Raw genomic sequence first — 21,591 nt, 5'->3', positions numbered from 1 at the left:
TGAACGAGACGATTCTGGCACAGGATGGACAAAGCGCGGCAGACGGACGCCGTTCGCGCGATAATCCCCTTTCACATCCGTACACAGTGCCTCCCATGCTTGATCCAGCCCTTCTTCGCCAGCAACCCGCCGAACTTGCACAGCGCCTGCGCGATACGCGCGGCTACGCGTTGGACGTGAGTGCGTTCGAGGCCCTCGAGGCGGACCGCAAGCGCATCCAGGTCCGTACCCAGGAGCTGCAGAGCCTGCGCAACAGCCGTTCCAAGGCGATCGGCCAGGCCAAGGCGAAGGGCGAGGACGTGTCGGCGATCATGGCCGAGGTGGCCGGCTTCGCCGACGAGCTGAAGGCCTCCGAAGCCCAGCTCGACGTGCTGCGCGAGAAGATCGAGATGCTGTCGATGGGCATCCCCAACCTCCCGGCGGACGATGTGCCCGCCGGCAAGGACGAGAACGACAACGTCGAGCAGCTGCGCTGGGGTACGCCGCGCACGTTCGATTTCCCGGTCAAGGACCATGTCGAGCTGGGTGCCCGTGATGGCTGGCTGGACGCCGAAACCGCCGCCAAGCTGTCCGGCGCGCGCTTCACCGTGCTGCGTGGCCAACTGGCGCGCCTGCACCGTGCGCTGGGCCAGTTCATGCTCAACCTGCACAGCAACGAGCACGGCTACGAGGAAACCAACGTGCCGGTGCTGGTCAACGCCGACTCGTTGCGCGGCACCGGCCAGCTGCCGAAGTTCGAGGAAGACCTGTTCAAGACCGCGCTGGGCGAGTCCACGCGTTACCTGATCCCCACCTCGGAAGTGCCGCTGACCAACATCGTGCGCGACGAGATCATCGAGGCCGAACGCCTGCCGCTGCGCATGACCGCGCATTCGATGTGCTTCCGTTCCGAGGCCGGCAGCGGTGGCCGCGACGTGCGCGGCATGATCCGCCAGCACCAGTTCGAGAAGGTCGAGCTGGTCAGCGCGTGCCGGGCCGAGGAGAGCGAGGCCGAGCACCAGCGCATGACCCAGTGCGCCGAGACCGTGCTGCAGCAGCTGGGCCTGCCGTACCGCAAGGTGCTGCTGTGCACCGGTGACATGGGCTTCTCGGCGGTGAAGACCTACGACCTGGAAGTCTGGCTGCCGTCGCAGCAGACCTATCGCGAGATCTCCTCCTGCTCGAACTGTGGCGACTTCCAGGCCCGCCGCATGCAGGCGCGCTGGCGCAACCCCGCCACCGGCAAGCCGGAGCTGCTGCACACGCTCAATGGCTCGGGCGTGGCGGTGGGCCGGGCGATGATCGCGGTGATGGAGAACTACCAGAACGCCGATGGTTCCATCAGCATCCCCGCCGTGCTGCAGCCCTACATGGGTGGCGCGGAGCGCATCGGCTGACGGCGCGTTGCGCATCTGGCCGATTCCGGAACAGCCCGCCGCATGGCGGGCTTTTTCGTGGCCTGAACGGAACATATTGAACCGTAAGCATTTCTGGAACGCTGCGCGGCGGGATGGGGTTGCTTAAATAGGACTGTTTGGGGTCTGATTTGTAAAATCAGGACAAAGCTGTTTGAATTCGGTGATTCGTTCCAATTCTGGGATCAATTCATGCAGGACCTCAACGACCTCTATTACTTCGCAATGGTCGTGGACCACGGCGGTTTTGCGGCGGCCGAGCGCGCCCTGGGCATCCCCAAGTCACGCCTGAGCCGGCGCATCAGCCAGCTGGAAACCGACCTGGGCGTGCGCCTGCTGCAGCGTTCGACGCGACGTTTCGCGGTCACCGATGTCGGCATGAGCGTGCATCGGCATGCCCAGACGATGCTGACCGAGGCGCAGGCCGCCCGCGAGGTGGTGGACCGGCTCAGTGCCGAACCGCGCGGCCTGGTCCGTGCGAGCGTGCCGGTGTCGCTGGCACAGATGCAGCTGCCCAGGCTGCTGCCGAAGTTCCTGGAGCAGTACCCCAAGGTGCGGCTGCAGCTGAACATCAGCAACCGCCGGGTGGACATCATCAACGAAGGCTACGACGTCGCCCTGCGGGTGCGCTCGCGCCTGGACGACGATGGCAGCCTGGTGATGCGCAGCTTCGGCCAGGTGCAGGAGTTGCTGGTGGCCAGCCCGGCCTACCTGGACAAAGCCGGCCGACCGACCGCGCCGGAAGACCTGGCCAACCACGTCACCATGAGCATCAGCGAGGACGAGGCGCGCCAGCGCTGGGAGCTGCACGGGCCCGGTGGCGAGGTGCGCCGCGTGGACCTGCAGCCGCGCGTGGCCGGCTTCGACTTCCCGCTGCTGCAGTCGATGGTCAAGGACGGCTACGGGATCACGATGCTGCCGGAGACCGTGTGCGCCGACGCGGTGCGCAACGGCGAGCTGGAAGTGGTGTTGCCGGACTGGTCGCTGCCGCAGGGCATCTGCCACGCCGTGTTCGCCTCCCGCCGCGGCCTGCTGCCGGCGGTGCGCGTGTTCATCGACTTCCTGGCCGAGCACCTGCCGCCGCAGCTGGAAGCCTCGCGGCTGGATTGCGGTGGTGCCTGCGAACGCGCCAAGGAAAAGATCCGTGCCTCCACCGCAGGCGCGCTGGCGATCGAGGCCGGTTGAGCAAAAAACGGGCGGGCATGCGAGAATGCGCGCCCCGAGCCGCATGCCGGAGCGCGGGACCTGATCAATGGACAGATGGCCGAGCGGTTTAAGGCACCGGTCTTGAAAACCGGCGAAGGGTCAAACCTTCCGTGGGTTCGAATCCCACTCTGTCCGCCAAGCTTCCCGAAAGCCGCTGCCTGCAGCGGCTTTTTGCTGTCCGTTGTATTTGCTGCCGCCGGGCGCCATCGCTGGCCTGGGTGGCACTCGTGCGGCGCGGGATTTTTGTCTGGCGATTGTCCTGGCCTGTCCTGCGTCTTGCAGCTGCACGTCAGCAAATGTCTATTCATGTGACGTGCGTGGCGATGCCGCATGTACTATTGCCGGTGGCGGCCATGTGCCGCCAGCCCTCTTTTCACCGGGAGGGCCTCTGCGCTGCGAGCCCAAACTCCAGTGCGCCGGCCGCCGTGGCCCAAAACATGGCGCGAGACGCCCGCAAGGCTCGTCGTGAACCGGCTCTTGGGTGCCGGCGCCTCCCGCGCGCCGCGGGTATCCCTCCAGGCCCGCCTGGAAAGGCGGCAGGCCGATGGCGGGGCTGACATCGCCCACAGGGAAGTGGATCGGTAGAATGCGCCGTTCCGGGCAGGGGGCTGCGCACCCGGGGATTCGAGCGAAAGCCGCGGCAACACCCGTCACACGTTCGCGTTGGATCTCATGGATTTACGAAAGCTCATCCTGGTGCTCACCTTCCTCGGAGCACTGGTGCCGTTCGCCAATACGTTCTATGCAAGCTATACGGTCCAGCGCCAGCAGCTGATGGACGCGACGCTGGACAGCAACTACGCGTATGCGAGCAAGCTGGCCAAGAGCACGGAGGATTTCCTCCAGGCCTCGCAGTTGCAGCTGGCGTACACCGCTCAACTGCTGGCAACGCAGATGGACGACGTGGGCCGCCTGGGTGGCGAGGCCACGCGGCTGCGGATGATGAGCAAGAGCTTCAACTCGATCACGATCTTCGATGCCACCGGCAAGGTGCTGGCCACGTCGCCAGAGGCGCTCGGGCTGCAGGGCAGGGTGTTGAACAGCGAAGCGGTGAAGGCGGCGCTGCGCGAGAAGCGGCCGCTGATCAGCGCACCGTACCAGTCGGCGACCGGCAACTTCATCGTCTTCATCAACCATCCGATCGTGTCCCCGGCCGGGCAGTACCTGGGCGCGGTGGGCGGCGCCATCTACCTGCAGAAGGAAAACATCCTGGACCGGCTGCTGGGTCAGCACTTCTACGTCGATGGTTCCTACCTGTTCGTGGTCGACCGGCAGAAACGCATCATCTATCACCCGGATCCGCAGCGGATCGGTGATTTCGTGGAGAACAATGCGGTGGTCGACCGCGTCGCCGCCGGCGAGTCCGGCAAGGGCGCTGCCGTCAACTCGCATGGCGTGAGCATGCTGGCCGGCTATGCGCCGGTGGCGTCGACCGGTTGGGGCATCGTCGCCCAGCGTCCGCAGGCGGCGACCCTGGCGCCGCTCACCGAGCTGATGCAGTCGACGCTGTACAAGGCGTTGCCGGCGATGCTGCTCACCCTGGCATTCCTGCTCTGGAGCGCGCGCCTGATCTCGCGGCCGTTGCGCCTGCTCGCCGATGGTGCCCGCAAGATGGACGACCCGGCCTCGGCCGGGGACATCCGTTCGGTGAAGTCCTGGTACTTCGAATCGCGGGAGCTGAAGAAGGCGATGCTGATGGGCATCGATGCCATCCAGAAGAGCTTCTCCAAGCTGCGCGAGGACACCGCGACCGATCCGCTGACCCAGCTGGGCAATCGCCGGCGCATGGACGATGCGCTGAGGACCTTCGAGAGCCAGGCGAACACCTTCTCGGTGATTTCCCTGGACATCGATCACTTCAAGGCCGTCAACGACACCTACGGCCATGACGCCGGCGACGAAGCCCTGCGCTGCCTGGCGCAACGCATGCGTGAAGCCTGCCGTGCCTACGACGTGCCGCTGCGCGTGGGGGGCGAGGAGTTCCTGATCCTGCTGCCGTCCACCACGCTGGCAACCGCCACGCAGGTGGCCGAGCGCCTGCGCCGGGCGGTGGAGGAAATGAAGATTCCCAAGGTCGGTAGCATCACCGTCTCCTTGGGCGTGGCGAACTGGCCGCAGAGCAGCTTCGACATCGAGGCGGTGCTGAAGACCGCCGACGAGATGCTGTACGCCTCCAAGCGCGGTGGCAGGAACCGGGTTTCCGTGCGCCCGTCGGGCAGCGATGCCGCGCCCATGCGCGGTGCCTGAGCAGGACGGCGCGGGTTCAGGCCCGGGATGGCTGCCCGTCGCGTGACAGGCGGTGACGCCTTATCCTCTGCACCCATCCCCTGCGCTGATGCCTTGCCTTGACCGTTGCCACGATGTCCCCGACCGATTCCTCCCGCGATGACGAACACTGGATGCGTCACGCATTGGCCCTGGCCGATCGTGCACAACGGGAGTTCGACGAGATCCCGGTGGGTGCGGTGCTGGTCGGTGCGGACGGCGAACTGCTGGGCGAGGGATGGAACCTCAACATCGCCAGCCATGACCCGAGCGCGCATGCCGAGATCGTGGCGATGCGCGCGGCGGGCAAGCGGCTGGGCAACCACCGGTTGATCGGCAGCACCCTGTACGTGACGCTGGAGCCCTGCGCGATGTGTGCGATGGCGCTGGTGCACGCGCGGATCGCGCGGTTGGTGTTCGCCGCCGCCGACCCCAAGACCGGCGCCTGCGGCAGCGTGTTCGACCTGGTGGGCGACCCGCGCCACAACCACCGCGTGCAGGTGCACGGCGGGGTGCTGGCAGCCGATGCCAGCCTGCGCCTGACCAATTACTTTCGGGCCAAGCGCGGCCGGCCATTGCTGGGGCCCGGCGAGCTTTGACGCGGCCGGCCGGTGGTGCCGGCGTATCATGTGCGCTTCGTATTCCGGCCAGCGCACCCGTCGCAGGCCCCCAGCAAGAGGCATGACATGGCGGATAACAGTGCAGGCAATGACCGGTTGATCTGGATCGACCTGGAGATGACCGGGCTCGACACGGACAACGATTCGATCATCGAGATCGCCACGGTGGTCACCGACGCACAGCTCAACGTGCTGGCCGAAGGGCCGGAGTTCGCCATCTCGCATCCGCTGGCCACGCTGGAGGCCATGGACGAGTGGAACCGCAACCAGCACCAGCGCTCGGGCCTGTGGCAGCGGGTGCTGGACAGCACCACCTCGCTCGGCCAGGCCGAGGCACAGACCATCGTGTTCCTGCAGGATTGGATCAAGGCCGGTGCATCGCCGATGTGCGGCAATTCGATCTGCCAGGACCGCCGCTTCCTGCATCGCCAGATGCCGCGCCTGGAGCGCTACTTCCACTACCGCAACCTGGACGTGTCCACCCTCAAGGAGCTGGCCAAGCGCTGGGCGCCGACCGTGGCCGGCGGCGTGACCAAGACCTCCAGCCATACCGCATTGAGCGACGTGCACGACTCCATCGCCGAACTGCGTCACTACCGCCAGTTCATGGGGGCCTTGGCCGGCCTGCCGACCGCGGACTGAGGGCATGAACGAGCTGGCGCTGCGCGTGCAGGACCATCCGCAGGACATGGCCGACCTGCAGCGCGCGGTGGCCCTGCTGGAGGCGCCGACCCTGACCGCGCGGATGGCCAACGTGGTCGGCGCGCCGCTGGAGTTCGCGGTGCGCAAACTGCCCAATGCAGTGTCCTCGCGCATCCAGAGCGTTACCGAGGCGGCCTTGTACAAGGCCGCGCAGGCCGCGCTGCTGACCATGGACCGCACGCAGCCAGGCAAGCGCGCCTCGCCACGGCTGCACAAGCTGGCGGCGGCCGCGTCCGGTGCCGTCGGAGGGGCGGGTGGCCTGATGACGCTGGCCATCGAGCTGCCGTTGTCGACGACCATCATCATGCGCGCGGTCGCCGACATCGCCCGCAGCGAAGGCTTCGACCTGAACGATTTCGCCACGCGCCAGGCATGCCTGGAGGTATTCGCGCTGGGCGGCAACAGTGGCAAGGACGATGCCAGCGAGACCGGCTACTACATGACCCGCGGCTTCACCACGGAGCTGATGCGGCATTTCTCGGCGGAGCTGGCCGGTAGCGCGGTCAAGGGTCACGGCCTGGGGTTGGGGATCGGGCCCAAGGAAGCCGGCAAGTGGCTGGCCAAGATCGTGGAGAAGGTCGCCGCACGGTTTGGCGTGGTGGTTTCGGAGAAGTTCGCCGCACAGGCCGTGCCGGTGATCGGCGCGGTGGCCGGCGCCACCTTGAACACCATGTTCGTGAGTTACTACCAGGACATGGCGCGCGGCCATTTCATCGTCAGGCGCCTGGAGAAGACCTACGGCTTCGAGCCGGTGCGCCTGGCATACCAGTCGCTGGCGGGGCACATGCAGGGGTGAGCGGTGCCGGCAGGGCCGGGAATGCGTGCTGGCCTGCGTGCCCTCTCTCCTGCAGGGCGAAGGGAGGTGGGGAAGGGGCTTCGCTTCTCTTCGCCCGTCCAAAACAAAACCCCGCCTTGGCGGGGTTTTGTTCATGCAACCAACCGCTGGATCAGCTGTTGGCCTTGAGCTTGGCCAGGCGTAGCCAGGTGTCGACCACGGTGTCCGGGTTCAGCGACACCGACTCGATGCCTTCCTGCATCAGCCATTCGGCCAGGTCCGGGTGGTCGGACGGGCCCTGGCCGCAGATGCCGACGTATTTGCCCTTGGCGCGCGCGGTCTTGATGGCCATCGACAGCAGCTTCTTGACCGCCGGGTTCCGCTCGTCGAACAGGTGCGCGACGATCGAGGAATCGCGGTCCAGGCCCAGGGTCAGCTGGGTAAGGTCGTTGGAGCCGATCGAGAAACCGTCGAAGATCTCCAGGAACTCGTCGGCCAGCAGCGCGTTGGACGGCACTTCGCACATCATGATGATCTTCAGGCCGTTCTCGCCCTGCTTCAGGCCATTGGCGGCAAGCACTTCCACCACCTTGCGGCCTTCTTCCAGGGTGCGCACGAACGGGATCATCACCCACAGGTTCTCCAGGCCCATCTCGTTGCGCACGCGCAGCACGGCCTGGCATTCCAGCGCGAACGCCTTGGAGAACGACGGGTCGACGTAACGGCTGGCGCCGCGGAAGCCGATCATCGGGTTCTCTTCGTGCGGCTCGTAGTTGCTGCCGCCGATCAGGTTGGCGTACTCGTTGGACTTGAAGTCCGACAGGCGCACGATCACCGGGTTCGGCGCAACCGACGCGGTCAGGGTGGCGATGCCTTCGGCCAGGCGGTTGACGTAGAAGCTCACCGGGTCGTTGTAGCCGGCGATCTTCTCGTCGATCTTCTTCCGGGTATCGGCGTCCTGGCGGTCGTACTCCAGCAGCGCGTTCGGGTGAACGCCGATGTGGCTGGCGATGATCATTTCCAGGCGGGCCAGGCCGATGCCGGCGTTCGGCAGCTGGCCGAAGTCGAAGGCACGTTCCGGGTTGGCCACGTTCATCATGATCTTGAGCGGTGCCGGCGGCATGTTCTCAAGGTCGGTGGTGGTGCGCTCGAAGGCCAGCTTGCCGTTGTAGATGAAGCCGGTATCGCCTTCGGCGCAGCTGACGGTCACTTCCTGGCCGTCCTGGATCAACTGGGTGGCGTTGCCGGAGCCGACCACGGCCGGCACGCCCAGCTCGCGCGCGATGATCGCGGCGTGGCAGGTGCGGCCACCACGGTTGGTGACGATGGCCGAGGCACGCTTCATCACCGGCTCCCAGTCGGGGTCGGTCATGTCGGCGATCAGCACGTCGCCGGGCTGCACGCGGGCCATGTCGTCCAGCGACTTCACCACGCGGGCGGTGCCGACGCCGATCTTGGCACCGACGGCACGGCCCTCGGCGATCACTTCACCCTTGCCCTGCAGCGCGTAGCGCTCCATCTGGGTGGCCTTGGCGCGCGACTTCACGGTCTCCGGGCGGGCCTGGACGATGAACAGCTTGCCGCTGACGCCGTCCTTGGCCCACTCGATGTCCATCGGGCGGCCGTAGTGCTTCTCGATGACCAGCGCCTGCTTGGACAGTTCCTGCACGTCCTCGTCGCTGATCGAGAAGGTGTTGCGCAGCGCGGCCGGGGTGTCCTCGATCTTGACGCGCTCGCCCGGGACGTCCGAATAGACCATGCGGATGGCCTTGGAGCCCAGCGAACGGCGCAGGATCGCCGGCTTGCCGGCCTGCAGGGTGGGCTTGTAGACGTAGAACTCGTCCGGGTTGACCGCGCCCTGCACGACCATCTCGCCCAGGCCGAAGGACGAGGTGACGAACACCACGTCGCGGAAGCCGGACTCGGTGTCCAGGGTGAACAGCACGCCGGAGGAACCCACGCCCGAGCGCACCATCAGCTGTACGCCGGCCGACAGGAACACGTCCTCGTGCTTGAAGCCGTGGTGGACGCGGTAGGCGATGGCGCGGTCGTTGTACAGCGAGGCGAACACTTCCTTGACCTTGTGCACGACGTCGTCGGCACCGGTCACGTTGAGGAAGGTTTCCTGCTGGCCGGCGAAGGAGGCGTCGGGCAGGTCTTCGGCGGTGGCCGAGGAGCGCACCGCCACGGCCACGTCGCCGCCGCCGTTGTCGGCGCTCAGCTTGGCGTAGGCATCGCGGATGTCGGTGTCCAAGGCCGGCTGCAGCGGGGCGTCGATCACCCAGGTGCGGATTTCCTTGCCGGCAGCGGTCAGCGCCGCGACGTCCTCCACGTCCAGCGTGGCCAGCTTGTCGAAGATGCGCTTGGACAGGTCGTTGTGGGCAATGAAGTCCTTGAAGGCTTCGGCGGTGGTGGCATAACCACCGGGGACGGACACCCCGAGACCGGCCAGATTGCCGATCATCTCGCCAAGCGAGGAATTCTTACCGCCTACGCGGGCCAGATCAGCCAGGCGCAGCTCATGCAACCACAGGATATTCTCGTTCAAGCGCGATGCTCCGTTAGGCCATCGCCCTAGCCGGGCTTGGATGGCCACGTCCGTAGGAAGAAGCCAATATGATGCAGTGCACACCGTACCCGCACAAGCTTGTGACAATACTTTGTCTTGTGCTTGTCTTTTCCGGGACAGGGGCCTGACCCCCACCCGGGGCAGGGTCGAAACTTACAGACGAAAGGAACGCGCATGTCGGCAATTCGGCCGGTTTTCTACGTTTCCGACGGTACCGGCATCACCGCCGAAACCGTGGGCCACAGCCTCCTCACCCAGTTCACCGGATTCAGCTTTGTCACGGACCGGATGTCCTTTGTCGACGATGCGGACAAAGCCCATGACGCCGCGGCCCGGATCCGGGCCGCGGGGGAGCGCTACCAGGTGCGCCCGATCGTGGTCAGCTCCTGCGTGGATTCCAGCCTGGGGCTGATCCTGGAGGAGAGCGGGGCGTTGGTGCTGGACGTGTTCAAGCCGTTCATCGGCCCCCTGGAGCAGGAGCTGAACGCGACCCGCCATTCCAAGGTCGGCCAGGCGCACGGCATGGTCGATTTCGACACCTACCACCGCCGCATCAACGCGATGAACTTCGCGCTCAGCCATGACGATGGCATCGCGGTGAACTACGACGAGGCCGACGTGGTGCTGGTGGCGGTCTCGCGTGCTGGCAAGACCCCGACCTGCATCTACCTGGCGATGCACTACGGCATCCGCGCGGCCAACTACCCGCTGACCGAGGAAGACCTGGAGCAGGACCGCCTGCCGGCACGGCTGCGCCCGTACCGCAACAAGCTGTTCGGCCTGACCATCGACCCGGAGCGCCTGCAGCAGATCCGCCAGGAGCGCCGCCCGAACTCGCGTTACGCCAGCGCCGAGGTCTGCAAGCGGGAAGTGTCCGCGGCCGAGACCATGTTCCGCATGGAGCGCATCCCGACCCTGAGCACCACGCATACCTCGATCGAGGAAATCTCCAGCAAGGTGTTGGCCACGCTGGGCCTGCAGCGCGAGATGTACTGACCGGCAGGCGCAGCCCCGGCCGCGAAGCCGGCGATGGACAGGGCAGTGCGAATGAAGCACCCCTCCCCAACCCTCCCCTTGGCTCGGCCAAAGGGAGGGGGCGAAGATAGAAATGCCCCCGTGCCGGACATGGCTCGGCACTACCCCAGCATGCGCGCCAGTGCGTCCGATCCACAAGACTGCCTCTGACACATCGCCGCGTGTACGATCAGTCCATGGCACAAGCACTTTCCCGTATTGATCGCATCCCCCGGCTGAGCCGTCTGAGCTGGCTGATGGGCCTGTACGCGGAAAACCATGACCATCTGGTGCGGCTGTTCGCGCCGCAGGACCTGGCCGCGGGCAGCTACGTGTCCTGCATCGGCGACGGGCTGGACCTGCGCCTGGATGTCATCGAATGCCACCGCTACACGGTGGAGCTGCGCATGACCTACGACATCTGCGACCCATTGACCGGCGAGCCGGATCCGTCGGCCTATGTCCGCCTGTACCAGGACGCACGCCAGGCCGAGGCCACCCATTGCTACGTGGGCCGGCGCTGGCAGGACGTGGTCGGCATGTATCCGCCGGCCGATGCACTGATCAGCCATCGCATGCGCATGAACACCTTCCTTGGCAAGTGGCTGGAATACCTGGCCGAGCGCGGCCACGGCGTGGCCACGTTGCGTCGCATCGAAGGTTCGCAGGCACCGCTGCGGGTTGCCGGCACGCGGGAGCACTGAGCCCGGCGGCGGGATCGGTCATACTTGGCGCTTTCCCGTTCCGGTTGTTGCTGATGCCGTACACCCCGATCATGGCCACGCTTGGCTACGTGTTGTCCGCCGACGGTAAGCAGGCGTTGATGATCCACCGCAATACCCGCCCCGGCGACATCCATCTGGGCAAGTACAACGGCCTGGGCGGAAAGATGGAGGCCGACGAGGACATCCTGGCCTGCATGCACCGCGAAATCCGCGAGGAGGCCGGCATCGAATGCGGTACCACGCGCCTGCGCGGGACCCTCAGCTGGCCGGGCTTCGGCAAGAATGGCGAGGACTGGTTCGCCTTCATCTTCGTCATCGATGACTACACCGGCACGCCGCTGGAATCCAACCCCGAAGGCACGCTGGAGTGGGTGCCGGTGGACCAGCTGGAATCGCTGCCGCTGTGGGAGGGCGACCGCCATTTCCTGCCGCTGGTGTTCGACGAGGACACGCGTCCGTTCCATGGCGTGATGCCATACCGCGATGGCCGGATGCAGTCCTGGAGCTTCACCCGCCTGTAAGCGTCAGCCGCGCCGGGCCAACAGCAGGTGGAACTGCTTGTCGATACGGCTCCCCGCATTGCTGGTACCGGTTTCGGCATGGGTCTGGTGCCTCCAGGTCGGGAAGCCACTGGCGCGCAGGGCGTGCTCGACCTGGGCCCGTTCGTACAGGTGGAAGCCGTGGGCAGTGAACGGCAGGGTGCGCATGAACGTGGCATCGCCGAAGGCCAGGCATAGCCGGCCCCCGGGGCGCAGCGCAGCGGCCAGTTGTGCCAGCACGCTGGGCAGGTCCGGCCAGAAGTACAGGGTGTTCACGGCCAGTGCGGCGTCGAAGCCGCCGTTACCCACGGCAAGCGCCTGCGCGTCACCGGTCTGCAGGCGCGCGCGGTCGGCCAGCCCCTGGTCGCGTAGGAGCCTGTTGCCGGCGTGGACCATCGCGCTGGACAGTTCGACGCCCAGATAGCGACTGCCGGGTGCGCTGAGCAGCAGTGGGGCGAAGGCTGCGTTGCCGGGGCCGATTTCCAGCACGTGTTCGTTGGCCTGGACCGCCAGCAATGCGATCGCGGTGCGGTTGAGCGCGCCGTTGCTGCGGTTCATCGACTCGGCCACGGCCAGCGCAGGCGCGCCATGGGGATGCCGCAACTGGGCGGCCAGGGTGGGGGTGTCCAGCATCGTCGTCGTCCGTTCAGGCTTGGGCGGACGTGGCGGCGGCGGGTCCAGTGCCGATGATGGCGATCGCCGCTGCGTAAACGCAAGGTGGGTGGCCCGAGCCACGGCGCTGTCGCGGCCGTGGGTGCTCGCGGTAACCTGTCCGGGTCCATGTCCCGTGAGTCCCCATGAAACGTCACTTTTCGATGCTCCGCGAGTTCCAGTTGGCGGACTGGTTCACGCTTGGCAATGCCTTCTGCGGTACCGGCGCGGTGTTCGCCGCGATGCGTTTCCTGCAGGACGGCGAGCGTGGCTTCCTGATGTTCGGCATGGCGTTGATCCCGCTGGCGTTCATCTTCGATGCGCTGGATGGCCGGGTGGCGCGCTGGCGCCAGTCCTCGTCCACGCTGGGGCGGGAGCTGGATTCGTTGGCCGACGTGATCTCCTTCGGCGTGGCCCCGGCGGCGCTGGCCTATGCCTGCGGCATGCAGGGGGGCTGGGACTGGCTGGTGCTGAGTTACTTCGTCTGTTGCGGCGTCAGTCGCCTGGCCCGCTACAACGTGACGGCCGAAGAGATTGCCGGCGATGCCGACAAGGTGCCGTACTTCGAGGGCACCCCGATTCCGACCAGCCTGGCGCTGGTGATCGTGCTGGCGCTGGCGGCGCACTTCAATGCCATCGGCCCGGCGCTGTGGGGTGGCAGTTGGCAGTTGGGCCCGTGGCAGCTGCACCCGCTGGTGCTGCTGTTCGGCTTGTCCGGCTCGTTGATGATCAGCAAGACGCTGCGCATTCCCAAGCCCTGACATGGCGTGGTGCGGGCATTGATATCATCGCAGCGCAATCCGGGAACACGAGCATGAGCGCGTCAGGCAACAACGATGAGGGTGATTTCGAGGCGGGCATGCGCCGTTATTGGGAGGCATGGGCGCAGGGCATGAAGGGGGCCGCCGAAGGCAGTGCCGCCGAATTTCCGTGGCGCGAGAGCATCGAGCAATGGACCCGGCTGGTCACCACCGATACCCCGCCCGAAGTGCAGGAACTGGGCGGGCGTTTCCAGCACCAGGCCGGCGACTGGTTCGGCACCATGCAGCAGATCGCGGCGCGGTTCGCCGGGCGCGACACCAGTGCGGCCGAGGTCGCCGGCGCCTGGCGCGAGGCCGTGCAAGGGCAGGGAGATGCGCTGTTGCAATGGATGCTGGGCGCGGCCCGTGGTGGCAACGCGCTCAACGACCAGCCCTGGGTGCGTGACTTCGCACGTGCCGCGCAGGGTGGGCTGGGGGATGAATGGCTGGAGGCACCGGCGTTCGGCCCAGCACGCGAGCACCAGGCGCGCTGGCAGGCATTGCTGAAGAAGCAGCGCGAGTACCAGGCCCATGCCGAAAACTATGTCGATGCGATCCGCGCAGTGCTGGACGACGCCTTCAACCGCTTCGAGCAGAAGCTGGCCGAGCACGAGTCGCCCGGGGCGCAGCTGACCAGTGCGCGTGCCATGTTCGACCTGTGGATCGACGCGGCAGAGGAAGCCTACGGCAAGATGGCGTTGTCCGAGGAGTTCCAGCGCATCTACGCCGACCTGGCCAATGCACAGATGCGCCTGCGTGCTGCCTCACAGAGTGAGCTGGAGCGCGCCTGCGAACTGATGGGCGTCCCGACCCGCACCGAGATGGATGCCGCACACCGGCGCATCGCCGAGCTCGAGCGCCAGGTGCGACGCCTGCTCAATGCGGCGGCCAGGCCTGTTCCGGACGCCGCGCCAAAGGCAGCGCCGCGACCTGCACCGAAGAAACCGGCGAAGACCACCGTAGCGCCGGTCGCAGCGAAGACGGCGGTCAAGCCTGCCGCGAAGAAAGCCGCTGCCAAGAAGGCTGCCGCCACCGGCAAGTCCGCGGGCAAGCCGGCCGCGCGCCGCGGGAGGGCGCCATGAAGGGGCCGCTGGGCTTCGGCAGCGATGACCTGCTGCAGGAAACGCTGCAATGGCAGCGCAAGCTGGTCGATGGCCTGAAGCTGCTGCCGGGCGTGGACGATGTCGATTACGGCGTGACCGCGCGCGAGGAAGTATGGAGCGACGGCAAGGTCAGGCTGTACCGCTTCGTCGGCGACACGCCGGCGCCCGCCGGGCAGCCCCCGCTGCTGATCGTCTATGCGCTGGTCAACCGCCCTTACATGGTGGACCTGCAGGACGGCCGCTCGCTGGTGCAGAAGCTGCTGGCATTGGGCCAGGACGTCTACGTGCTGGACTGGGGCTACCCGGACCGCTCCGAGCGCTACCTGACCCTGGAGGACTATCTGCTGCGCTACATCGACGGCGCGGTGGACCACCTGCGCGCGCAGCAGCACGGCGCACCGGTCAACCTGCTGGGCATCTGCCAGGGCGGCGTGTTCTCGCTGTGTTACGGCGCGCTGCGCCCGCACAAGGTGCGCAACCTGATCACGATGGTGACGCCGGTCGACTTCCAGACGCCGGATAACATGCTCTCGCACTGGGCGCGCCACGTGGACGTGGACCTGTTCGTCGACACGCTGGGCAACATCCCGGCCGACCTGATGAATGCCAGCTACCTGATGCTCAAGCCGTTCCGCCTCAACGTGCAGAAGTACGTGGGGTTGATGGACATCCTGGACGACAAGCAGGCGCTGGAGGATTTCCTGCGCATGGAAAAGTGGATCTTCGATTCGCCCGACCTGGCCGGCGAGGCATTCCGCCAGTTCGTCAAGCAGTTCTACCAGGGCAACGGGCTGATGCACGACGCCATCACCATCGGTGACGAACCGGTGCACCTGGCAGCATTGCGCATGCCGGTGTTGAACATCTATGCCGAACAGGACCATCTGGTGCCGCCAGCGGCATCCCGGGCCATGCGCGGGAAGGTGGGCAGCGACGACTACACCGAGGTCGGGTTCCGCGGTGGTCATATCGGTATCTACGTGTCCGGCCGCGCGCAACGCGAGGTGCCGGGCGCCATCCACGATTGGTTGAGCAAACGCTGATGAAGCATCGCATCGTTCTTCTGGCCGGCCTGGCCTTGGCCGCGCTTTCGTCCGTGGCCACCGCCGCGCCCAGTGCCGCCGCACAGCGCGAGATCAGCGGCCTGATGCAGGCGCTGGAGCGTTCGGGTTGCCGTTTCCAGCGCAATGGCAGCTGGCACGACGCGGCCGAGGCGAAGTCCCACCTGCAACGCAAGTACGACTACCTGCTCAAGCGCAACCTGGCCGATACGCCCGAGCAGTTCATCGAGCGTGCGGCCAGCCGCAGCAGCATCAGCGGCCGTGCCTATCGGGTGGCCTGCCCGGGGGCGGCCGAACAGGATGCCTCGGCCTGGTTCCAGCAGCAGTTGCGCGGCCTGCGCGCGGCGGGCAGATAGCCGCGCCGATGGCCAGGCAGGTGCCCGGGCAGTTCCGTCCGGCCCCGTCATGGGGCGTGACCGCACTGCAGGTGCTGGGAGCGATCTGGACCTCGCCCAACACGCTGATCGGGCTGCTGGCGGGAATGGCCGGCATGGCGGCAGGCGCGCGCGGGCGTTGGAGCGGTCGCGAACGTGCGCTGGTGTTCCGGCACTGGCCATGGGGGCCGGGTGGCGCGATCACGCTGGGCATGGTGATCCTGCATACCGGCCCCGACCTGGATGGTCTGTGCCTGACCTACGAGCATCGAGCGGGGCGTTGTGAACACCCGCGCGTGCGCCTGGGTGATCATGAACGCGCCCATGTCTACCAGTACATGGTGCTGGGTCCGTTATTCCTGCCGGTGTACCTCGCCTGTGGCGGGGTGAGCGTGCGCAATCCCTTCGAGCGTGCGGCTGACCGCTATGCGTTGCAGGGCCGCGGATGGTGGCCCTGACTGCGCGCTGTCTTCGTGTCGCAACGCAACAGTCATGCACCGCGAACCTTTTGTGTACATCCTTCTAACGCCCACCCGCGTACCGTGGCGTCGTTGCAGAATTACGAGGAGTACCAACCACCATGGCAGTTGTTCTTTATATCGGTGGCAGCAAGGACGGTGACAAGGGCGTGCTGCCCTATGGTTTCAGCAAGACCCGCGCGGACACGGAGAACGGCCCGGAGGTCTACGTGGAGCGGATGTTGGATGTGACCGGCCGGGGCCGGATGCGGGTCATGGTGCTGGAGGACCTGCGCGATGACATTGCCAGCCAGCGGCTGAACCAGCACCTGGCCTGAGCTTTCCGAACGACGCGCCGGGCTGCATGCCCGGCGCTTGCTGTCAACCGCTTCCGCAGGCGGCGTTGCGTTGCCAGAATGCCGGTTCCCCTTGAACGTGGCGCTCACACAGGCAATGCAGGATTCCAAGCTCGCGCAGCAGATCGCGCAGACCATCGCCACCGAGATCGGTGCGCAGACCGCACAGGCCAAGGCCGCCATCGCCCTGCTGGACGAAGGTGCCAGCGTCCCGTTCATTGCCCGCTACCGCAAGGAAGTCACCGGTGGGCTGGATGACACCCAGTTGCGCAATCTCGAAGTGCGGCTGACCTACCTGCGTGAGCTGGAAGACCGCCGCGCTGCGGTGCTGGCCAGCATCGGCGAGCAGGGCAAGCTGAGCGAGGAATTGCGCAACGACATCCTCGCCGCCGATACCAAGAGCCGGCTGGAAGACCTGTACCTGCCGTACAAGCCCAAGCGCAGGACCAAGGCGCAGATCGCCCGCGAAGCGGGGCTGGACCCGTTGGCCGACGGCCTGCTCGGCGACCCGTCGCGGGACCCGCAGGCGTTTGCTGCAGGATTCATCGACGCCGACAAGGGCGTGGCCGATGCGAAGGCGGCGCTGGAAGGTGCCCGCGCGATCCTGATGGAGCGCTGGGGCGAGGACGCTGCGCTGGTCGGCGAGCTGCGCCAGTGGCTGGGCGAGAACGGCGTGATCCGCGCACGGGTGGCCGAAGGCAAGGAGAACGAAGGCGCCAAGTACCGCGACTACTTCGATCATGCCGAATCGCTGGCGAAGATCCCTTCGCATCGCCTGCTGGCGTTGTTCCGCGCCCGCCGCGAGGAAATCCTGTACCTGGAGCTGGACCCCGGCAGCGAGGCCGAGGCTGGCCACCAGTACGCCGAAGGGCGCGTGGCGCGCAAGGCCGGCATCGCCGACAAGGGCCGCCCGGCGGACCGCTGGTTGCTCGATGCCTGCCGCCTGGCCTGGCGCGCCAAACTGCACATGCACCTGTTGCTGGACCTGTTCAACCAGGCCCGCGAGAAGGCCGAGGCCGAGGCGATCGCCGTGTTCGGTGACAACCTCAAGGACTTGCTGCTGGCCGCGCCGGCAGGGCCGAAGACGGTGCTGGGGCTGGACCCGGGCATCCGCACCGGCTGCAAGGTCGCGGTGGTCGACGCCACCGGCAAGCTGGTGGCCACCGACACCATCTACCCGCACGAGCCACGTCGCCAGTGGGAACAGTCGCTGCAGGCGCTCAAGCAGCTGTGCAGCAAGTACAACGTCGAGCTGATCGCCATCGGCAACGGCACCGCCAGCCGCGAAACCGACAAGCTGGCCGGCGAGGTGATCAAGGCCTGCAACAATCCGAAGCTGCAGAAGGTCGTGGTCAGCGAGGCAGGTGCCTCGGTGTACTCGGCCTCGGAGTTCGCGGCCAGGGAGTTCCCGAACCTGGACGTCTCGCTGCGCGGCGCGGTGTCCATCGCGCGTCGCCTGCAGGACCCGCTGGCCGAGCTGGTAAAGATCGAGCCCAAGGCGATCGGCGTGGGCCAGTACCAGCATGACGTGGACCAGTTCCGCCTGGCCAAGGCGCTCGATGCGCGCGTGGAGGACTGCGTGAATGCCGTCGGTGTGTTCGTCAATACTGCCTCGGCGGCACTGCTGTCGCGCGTGTCGGGCCTGTCCTCGACGGTGGCGGAGAACATCGTGCGCCACCGCGACGAGAACGGCCCGTTCAAGCGCCGCAAGGAGCTGCTGAAGGTGCCGCGGCTGGGTGACAAGACGTTCGAGCAGTGTGCGGGCTTCCTGCGCATCGCCGACGGTGACGAGCCGTTGGATGCCTCGGCCGTGCACCCGGAGGCCTATCCGGTGGTCGAGCGCATCGTGGCCGCGGCCGATCGCCCGATCAAGGCGCTTCTGGGCGACGGCAGCTACCTGCGTGGGCTCAAGGCCGAGCAGTTCACCGATGAAAAGTTCGGCGTGCCGACCGTGCGCGACATCCTCAAGGAAATGGAAAAGCCCGGCCGCGACCCGCGCCCCGAGTTCAAGGCGGCGCGCTTTGCCGAAGGCGTGGAGGACATCAAGGACCTGCGCGAAGGCATGGTCCTGGAGGGCGTGGTCAGCAACGTGGCCGCCTTCGGAGCGTTCGTCGACATCGGCGTGCACCAGGATGGCCTGATCCACATCTCCGCCTTGTCGGATACCTTCGTCAAGGACCCGCGCGACGTGGTCAAGGCCGGTGACATCGTCAAGGTCAAGGTGCTGGAGGTGGACGTGCCGCGCAAGCGCATCGCCCTGACCCGTCGCCTGGACGACGCACCGGCGCCGAAGAAGTCCGAGCGCGAGCAGCGCGGCGCAGGGCAGGGCATGGCGCCGCATCGTGACGGCGGCAATGGCGGCCGCGGCGCACGTCCGGGAGGCAATGGCAACCCGCGCCCGGCGCAATCGGCGCCGCCGATCAACAACGCCCTGGCCGAGGCCTTTGCCAAGGCCCGCAAGGGCTGAAGCGAGGCGGAGCATGCCTTCTCCCGGTAACGGGAGGAGGCGGGCGAGCGGAAGGAGTCCGGGCGTCGTCAGCGCCTGCGGCGGCTCAGGCCGGCGCCAGCGCCCTGCGCAATGCGGCGCCGAGGTCCGCGCCGGTATAGGGTTTGCGCAGCTTGATTCCCGCGTTGAACACGGCCGGCAACTGGCTGATATCCATGCCCGTCGCGACCAGGAAGGGCGTGCCCAGCGCCACCAGCCGTTCGGCCACCGGGGTGCTGTTCTCGTTGCGGGCCAGCCAGTAGTCGAGGAACACGACCTGCGGCTGCAGCTCCTCGACAAGGCGCAGGGCATCGGCCACGGACGGGGCCACGCCGGCCACGTGCATGCCTTCACCTTCCAGCTGCAGCTGCAGCAGCATGGCATTCAGCTCGTCGTTCTCGACGACGAGCACCTGCACGTCCTGAAGCGAGGTCATCGCTTGCCTGTACCCTTGATCAGTCAGTCGAAACAAGTATAGCCAGTCGGCGAAACTCCCATTACACAAAAATTGTGCCGCAGAGGCTGCCCAATCGCCGATGCGTCCGCTATACTCCCGCTCCGGCCAGCCGAAGTGGCGGAATCGGTAGACGCAGCGGATTCAAAATCCGCCGCCCTTAAAAGCGTGTGGGTTCGAGTCCCACCTTCGGCACCATTTGAAAACAGGCACTTAGGTGCCTTTTTCTTTGCCTGCGATTTGGGTCGGCTGCTTCGCAATATCGAAGCCGCTCCGCAATCTCATTTGGTTGGAGTCACCTTGTCGCCCTTGCGCTTCCGGGTGTGGTGCTCGGTCATTGACGCTGTGGTGTGCCCGAACTGCCTCTGAGTCTGCCGGATATGGCCGTATCGCCGGCCGCGGTGATCCTTGCGGGCATCAAGGTCGCTTACGGCCGACGTGCGGCGCAGCACTTCGGGATCGGCGCAGAGCCGGCCGTAGAGCCCGAGGGGCCGACGTCGCCGTGACGCAGAGCGATGCTTGGTTCAGCGGAGGAGGCCGCTATCGGCCAGAAGCAGACGTTCGAATTCTCAAAACCAGCCGCGCTGCGCCGCGGCTTTAAGTTACTTGGTCGGACCCTGCCCCAAGATGGTCAGCAAGTCCTTGTCTTCGTGTTGGTGTTCCCAAGTGGAGAGCAAGCAGAAGCTCACGCCGCTACGCATAGCAACCGCTTGGAATTCAGCGAGCTCTTCCTTTGTGACCGGGTACTCGACTGGATCAAAATGCAAAAGCGCCCATGGCTTGACGAGCGAGAAGCCGGACTTGAGTTCTGAGAATATTTCTTTGAGCTGAGACCGGATGGTTGAGAAGTTCCTGATTGGACCCGCACGATTGCCAAGAGCGTGGCACTGGCGGCGAATTGTCCTGTCTCCACCGACGGCACGAGCAATGAAGTGGTCTTGGTGAACTTGAACGTACATCAACTGACGGCGAAAGATCTTCATCTCCTACCCTGAATTTTTCACCCGCGAAGCGAGTTCGGCTTGGATGTATGGCGCGGCCGCACCCTCGTGCTCCCAGCGACGGTAAACAACGTATCGCAGGGGAGATAAAACGCGAGGCAACGGCGCAGCCACGTGTTGTTCATCGAGACCCCATGGCGCCGGAAAATCTCCGATGACTTCTCCAGCCGCACAGGAGCAGCTCTCTTGAGCAGGCCCATGGGCATCTCCGTCGTACTCAAATCGGACGCGAACGATATGCGCGTCTCCGTCGGTCTCGATTGAGGCTTGACGCAACTCAGGGTGAACCTCGCCCAAAAGACCCCGGAGCAACGAAAGTATGAGCGACTGACGCGACGTACTATCCATGCGGCCTAACTCTGGAATTGAGCCGACCCGCGAAGCGGGTTCGGCTTGAATGAATTGTTAGGTTCCCCGCCGGGACACCCGAATGATCGAGCAAGAACTGACTGACATCTCGCCGAAGATCTAGGTCGCCGGTGCGCATGGCGCGCTCATTTGCTTGAAAGGCGTAATCATAGGCCACTGATACCTCGCCAAGATTTGAGTGCCGCTCGGCTAGGGCGAAGAGAATCGAAGCTTCGTACTCCGAAGCACCCGAAGCTATGGCTAGTGCGAAGGCGCGGGCGTAGATGTCAATCGCGGTGCGATCATCGACTGTGGAGTCAGCCAAGGTCTCCCAGAGGAACGGGTGATCTCGCCCCGTAATCGCTACGGACTCACAGTAATCGCGTAACTCTCCATAGATACGCCATCTGGCTCTTCTATAGTCCGGCTCCCAGGTGTTGAGAATGTCGGTAGTAAGGCCAAGAACTCGCTCGTGGATGTCATCTGGAACTCTCACGGCACCTAACTACCTAATAGACTGACCCGTGGGTCCGGTTGTACGACTTAACCACAAAGCACCGCATGGTGGGCTATACCCTTGATACGGCTTGATCTTAGGGCTGCTCGGTCCGGCTAACAAGCCGACGTATAACCGGACCCAACGAGATACGCTCGGCGATTACTGCAGGCTCGCACCGGCAGAAGCACAGAT

The 21,591-nt window shown here is 65.8% G+C and carries 21 protein-coding genes and 2 tRNA genes; 18 read left to right on the top strand and 5 right to left on the bottom strand.

The window, feature by feature from the left end; all coding sequences use genetic code 11:
• Positions 1–95: 95 nt before the first annotated feature.
• From serS to AC06FE_RS00220, 7 genes are all read left to right on the top strand, one after another.
• Positions 96–1,376 (top strand): serine--tRNA ligase, encoded by a 1,281-nt coding sequence (gene serS / locus AC06FE_RS00250; RefSeq protein ID WP_478071925.1) that lies wholly within the window; start codon positions 96–98, stop codon positions 1,374–1,376.
• Positions 1,377–1,586: 210 nt separating this feature from the next.
• The gene (locus AC06FE_RS00245; RefSeq protein ID WP_132864139.1) at positions 1,587–2,579 is read left to right on the top strand and encodes a LysR family transcriptional regulator; all 993 of its coding nucleotides are present in this window, start codon (positions 1,587–1,589) and stop codon (positions 2,577–2,579) included.
• Between the two features lie 69 nt (positions 2,580–2,648).
• A tRNA-Ser gene (locus AC06FE_RS00240) sits at positions 2,649–2,738 on the top strand.
• Positions 2,739–3,272: 534 nt separating this feature from the next.
• Complete coding sequence (locus AC06FE_RS00235; RefSeq protein WP_192288465.1) at positions 3,273–4,847, top strand: sensor domain-containing diguanylate cyclase; 1,575 nt, start codon at positions 3,273–3,275, stop codon at positions 4,845–4,847.
• Between the two features lie 113 nt (positions 4,848–4,960).
• A complete protein-coding gene (tadA, locus tag AC06FE_RS00230) occupies positions 4,961–5,464 on the top strand; it encodes a tRNA adenosine(34) deaminase TadA (protein ID WP_478071924.1) in 504 nt (167 codons plus the stop codon).
• 87 nt (positions 5,465–5,551) lie between these two features.
• Positions 5,552–6,127 (top strand): oligoribonuclease, encoded by a 576-nt coding sequence (orn, locus tag AC06FE_RS00225; RefSeq protein ID WP_478071923.1) that lies wholly within the window; start codon positions 5,552–5,554, stop codon positions 6,125–6,127.
• 4 nt (positions 6,128–6,131) lie between these two features.
• The gene (locus AC06FE_RS00220; protein ID WP_192288467.1) at positions 6,132–6,983 is read left to right on the top strand and encodes an EcsC family protein; all 852 of its coding nucleotides are present in this window, start codon (positions 6,132–6,134) and stop codon (positions 6,981–6,983) included.
• Between the two features lie 151 nt (positions 6,984–7,134).
• Here AC06FE_RS00220 and ppsA read toward each other — a convergent pair whose 3' ends face one another.
• Positions 7,135–9,510, bottom strand: coding sequence for a phosphoenolpyruvate synthase (ppsA, locus tag AC06FE_RS00215; protein WP_192288468.1), 2,376 nt, complete (start codon positions 9,508–9,510; stop codon positions 7,135–7,137).
• 195 nt (positions 9,511–9,705) lie between these two features.
• Here ppsA and ppsR point away from each other — a divergent pair, with 195 nt between their 5' ends.
• The 3 genes from ppsR to AC06FE_RS00200 all read left to right on the top strand — a co-directional run bounded on the left by ppsR (position 9,706) and on the right by AC06FE_RS00200 (position 11,791).
• Positions 9,706–10,527, top strand: a complete 822-nt coding sequence (ppsR, locus tag AC06FE_RS00210) for a posphoenolpyruvate synthetase regulatory kinase/phosphorylase PpsR (protein ID WP_132864133.1) — start codon at positions 9,706–9,708, stop codon at positions 10,525–10,527.
• A gap of 215 nt (positions 10,528–10,742) precedes the next feature.
• The gene (locus tag AC06FE_RS00205; protein WP_478071922.1) at positions 10,743–11,249 is read left to right on the top strand and encodes a DUF1249 domain-containing protein; all 507 of its coding nucleotides are present in this window, start codon (positions 10,743–10,745) and stop codon (positions 11,247–11,249) included.
• 53 nt (positions 11,250–11,302) lie between these two features.
• Entirely contained in the window at positions 11,303–11,791 is a 489-nt protein-coding gene (locus tag AC06FE_RS00200; RefSeq protein WP_192288470.1) for an NUDIX hydrolase, read from the top strand.
• A 3-nt stretch (positions 11,792–11,794) separates the two neighbouring features.
• Here the strand turns inward: AC06FE_RS00200 and AC06FE_RS00195 are convergent, their stop codons facing one another.
• The gene (locus tag AC06FE_RS00195) at positions 11,795–12,442 is read right to left on the bottom strand and encodes a class I SAM-dependent methyltransferase (RefSeq protein ID WP_478071921.1); all 648 of its coding nucleotides are present in this window, start codon (positions 12,440–12,442) and stop codon (positions 11,795–11,797) included.
• Positions 12,443–12,606: 164 nt separating this feature from the next.
• Between AC06FE_RS00195 and AC06FE_RS00190 the strand changes: the two genes are divergently transcribed.
• From AC06FE_RS00190 to AC06FE_RS00160, 7 genes are all read left to right on the top strand, one after another.
• On the top strand, positions 12,607–13,221 hold the full coding sequence (locus AC06FE_RS00190; RefSeq protein WP_192288472.1) for a CDP-alcohol phosphatidyltransferase family protein: 615 nt from the start codon (positions 12,607–12,609) through the stop codon (positions 13,219–13,221).
• 53 nt (positions 13,222–13,274) lie between these two features.
• The gene (phaE, locus tag AC06FE_RS00185; protein ID WP_478071920.1) at positions 13,275–14,342 is read left to right on the top strand and encodes a class III poly(R)-hydroxyalkanoic acid synthase subunit PhaE; all 1,068 of its coding nucleotides are present in this window, start codon (positions 13,275–13,277) and stop codon (positions 14,340–14,342) included.
• A complete protein-coding gene (phaC, locus tag AC06FE_RS00180; RefSeq protein ID WP_192288474.1) occupies positions 14,339–15,406 on the top strand; it encodes a class III poly(R)-hydroxyalkanoic acid synthase subunit PhaC in 1,068 nt (355 codons plus the stop codon). The genes phaE and phaC overlap by 4 nt, the downstream gene beginning before the upstream one ends.
• Entirely contained in the window at positions 15,406–15,780 is a 375-nt protein-coding gene (locus AC06FE_RS00175; RefSeq protein WP_192288475.1) for a YfeK family protein, read from the top strand. Before phaC ends, AC06FE_RS00175 begins: the two co-directional genes overlap by 1 nt.
• Positions 15,781–15,788: 8 nt before the next feature.
• Positions 15,789–16,256, top strand: a complete 468-nt coding sequence (locus tag AC06FE_RS00170; protein ID WP_478071919.1) for a hypothetical protein — start codon at positions 15,789–15,791, stop codon at positions 16,254–16,256.
• Between the two features lie 122 nt (positions 16,257–16,378).
• Positions 16,379–16,594 (top strand): hypothetical protein, encoded by a 216-nt coding sequence (locus tag AC06FE_RS00165; protein ID WP_132864124.1) that lies wholly within the window; start codon positions 16,379–16,381, stop codon positions 16,592–16,594.
• A gap of 115 nt (positions 16,595–16,709) precedes the next feature.
• Complete coding sequence (locus tag AC06FE_RS00160; protein ID WP_478072352.1) at positions 16,710–19,079, top strand: Tex family protein; 2,370 nt, start codon at positions 16,710–16,712, stop codon at positions 19,077–19,079.
• 85 nt (positions 19,080–19,164) lie between these two features.
• Here the strand turns inward: AC06FE_RS00160 and AC06FE_RS00155 are convergent, their stop codons facing one another.
• Positions 19,165–19,533, bottom strand: a complete 369-nt coding sequence (locus AC06FE_RS00155) for a response regulator (protein ID WP_132864122.1) — start codon at positions 19,531–19,533, stop codon at positions 19,165–19,167.
• Between the two features lie 129 nt (positions 19,534–19,662).
• Here AC06FE_RS00155 and AC06FE_RS00150 point away from each other — a divergent pair.
• Positions 19,663–19,749: transfer RNA gene (locus AC06FE_RS00150), tRNA-Leu, on the top strand.
• 404 nt (positions 19,750–20,153) lie between these two features.
• Here the strand turns inward: AC06FE_RS00150 and AC06FE_RS00145 are convergent.
• Complete coding sequence (locus AC06FE_RS00145) at positions 20,154–20,534, bottom strand: hypothetical protein (protein WP_446540583.1); 381 nt, start codon at positions 20,532–20,534, stop codon at positions 20,154–20,156.
• A 3-nt stretch (positions 20,535–20,537) separates the two neighbouring features.
• Positions 20,538–20,900, bottom strand: a complete 363-nt coding sequence (locus AC06FE_RS00140; RefSeq protein WP_478071918.1) for a MafI2 family immunity protein — start codon at positions 20,898–20,900, stop codon at positions 20,538–20,540.
• Positions 20,901–21,591: the final 691 nt, after the last annotated feature.

It is taken from the genome of Stenotrophomonas sp. Steno-C18, assembly GCF_056393195.1.
Note: the sequence above shows the minus strand (reverse complement) of the source record. Positions and strands in the feature narration are given on the sequence as shown.

What these genes read in the sequence shown, in the direction of transcription:
- serS (WP_478071925.1), top strand. Translation starts at nt 96, where the DNA reads ATGCTTGATCCAGCCCTTCTTCGCCAGCAACCCGCCGAACTTGCACAG.
- AC06FE_RS00245 (WP_132864139.1), top strand. Translation starts at nt 1,587, where the DNA reads ATGCAGGACCTCAACGACCTCTATTACTTCGCAATGGTCGTGGACCAC.
- AC06FE_RS00235 (WP_192288465.1), top strand. Translation starts at nt 3,273, where the DNA reads ATGGATTTACGAAAGCTCATCCTGGTGCTCACCTTCCTCGGAGCACTG.
- tadA (WP_478071924.1), top strand. Translation starts at nt 4,961, where the DNA reads ATGTCCCCGACCGATTCCTCCCGCGATGACGAACACTGGATGCGTCAC.
- orn (WP_478071923.1), top strand. Translation starts at nt 5,552, where the DNA reads ATGGCGGATAACAGTGCAGGCAATGACCGGTTGATCTGGATCGACCTG.
- AC06FE_RS00220 (WP_192288467.1), top strand. Translation starts at nt 6,132, where the DNA reads ATGAACGAGCTGGCGCTGCGCGTGCAGGACCATCCGCAGGACATGGCC.
- ppsR (WP_132864133.1), top strand. Translation starts at nt 9,706, where the DNA reads ATGTCGGCAATTCGGCCGGTTTTCTACGTTTCCGACGGTACCGGCATC.
- AC06FE_RS00205 (WP_478071922.1), top strand. Translation starts at nt 10,743, where the DNA reads ATGGCACAAGCACTTTCCCGTATTGATCGCATCCCCCGGCTGAGCCGT.
- AC06FE_RS00200 (WP_192288470.1), top strand. Translation starts at nt 11,303, where the DNA reads ATGCCGTACACCCCGATCATGGCCACGCTTGGCTACGTGTTGTCCGCC.
- AC06FE_RS00195 (WP_478071921.1), bottom strand. Translation starts at nt 12,442, where the DNA reads ATGCTGGACACCCCCACCCTGGCCGCCCAGTTGCGGCATCCCCATGGC.
- AC06FE_RS00190 (WP_192288472.1), top strand. Translation starts at nt 12,607, where the DNA reads ATGAAACGTCACTTTTCGATGCTCCGCGAGTTCCAGTTGGCGGACTGG.
- phaE (WP_478071920.1), top strand. Translation starts at nt 13,275, where the DNA reads ATGAGCGCGTCAGGCAACAACGATGAGGGTGATTTCGAGGCGGGCATG.
- phaC (WP_192288474.1), top strand. Translation starts at nt 14,339, where the DNA reads ATGAAGGGGCCGCTGGGCTTCGGCAGCGATGACCTGCTGCAGGAAACG.
- AC06FE_RS00175 (WP_192288475.1), top strand. Translation starts at nt 15,406, where the DNA reads ATGAAGCATCGCATCGTTCTTCTGGCCGGCCTGGCCTTGGCCGCGCTT.
- AC06FE_RS00170 (WP_478071919.1), top strand. Translation starts at nt 15,789, where the DNA reads ATGGCCAGGCAGGTGCCCGGGCAGTTCCGTCCGGCCCCGTCATGGGGC.
- AC06FE_RS00165 (WP_132864124.1), top strand. Translation starts at nt 16,379, where the DNA reads ATGGCAGTTGTTCTTTATATCGGTGGCAGCAAGGACGGTGACAAGGGC.
- AC06FE_RS00160 (WP_478072352.1), top strand. Translation starts at nt 16,710, where the DNA reads ATGCAGGATTCCAAGCTCGCGCAGCAGATCGCGCAGACCATCGCCACC.
- AC06FE_RS00155 (WP_132864122.1), bottom strand. Translation starts at nt 19,533, where the DNA reads ATGACCTCGCTTCAGGACGTGCAGGTGCTCGTCGTCGAGAACGACGAG.
- AC06FE_RS00145 (WP_446540583.1), bottom strand. Translation starts at nt 20,534, where the DNA reads ATGAAGATCTTTCGCCGTCAGTTGATGTACGTTCAAGTTCACCAAGAC.
- AC06FE_RS00140 (WP_478071918.1), bottom strand. Translation starts at nt 20,900, where the DNA reads ATGGATAGTACGTCGCGTCAGTCGCTCATACTTTCGTTGCTCCGGGGT.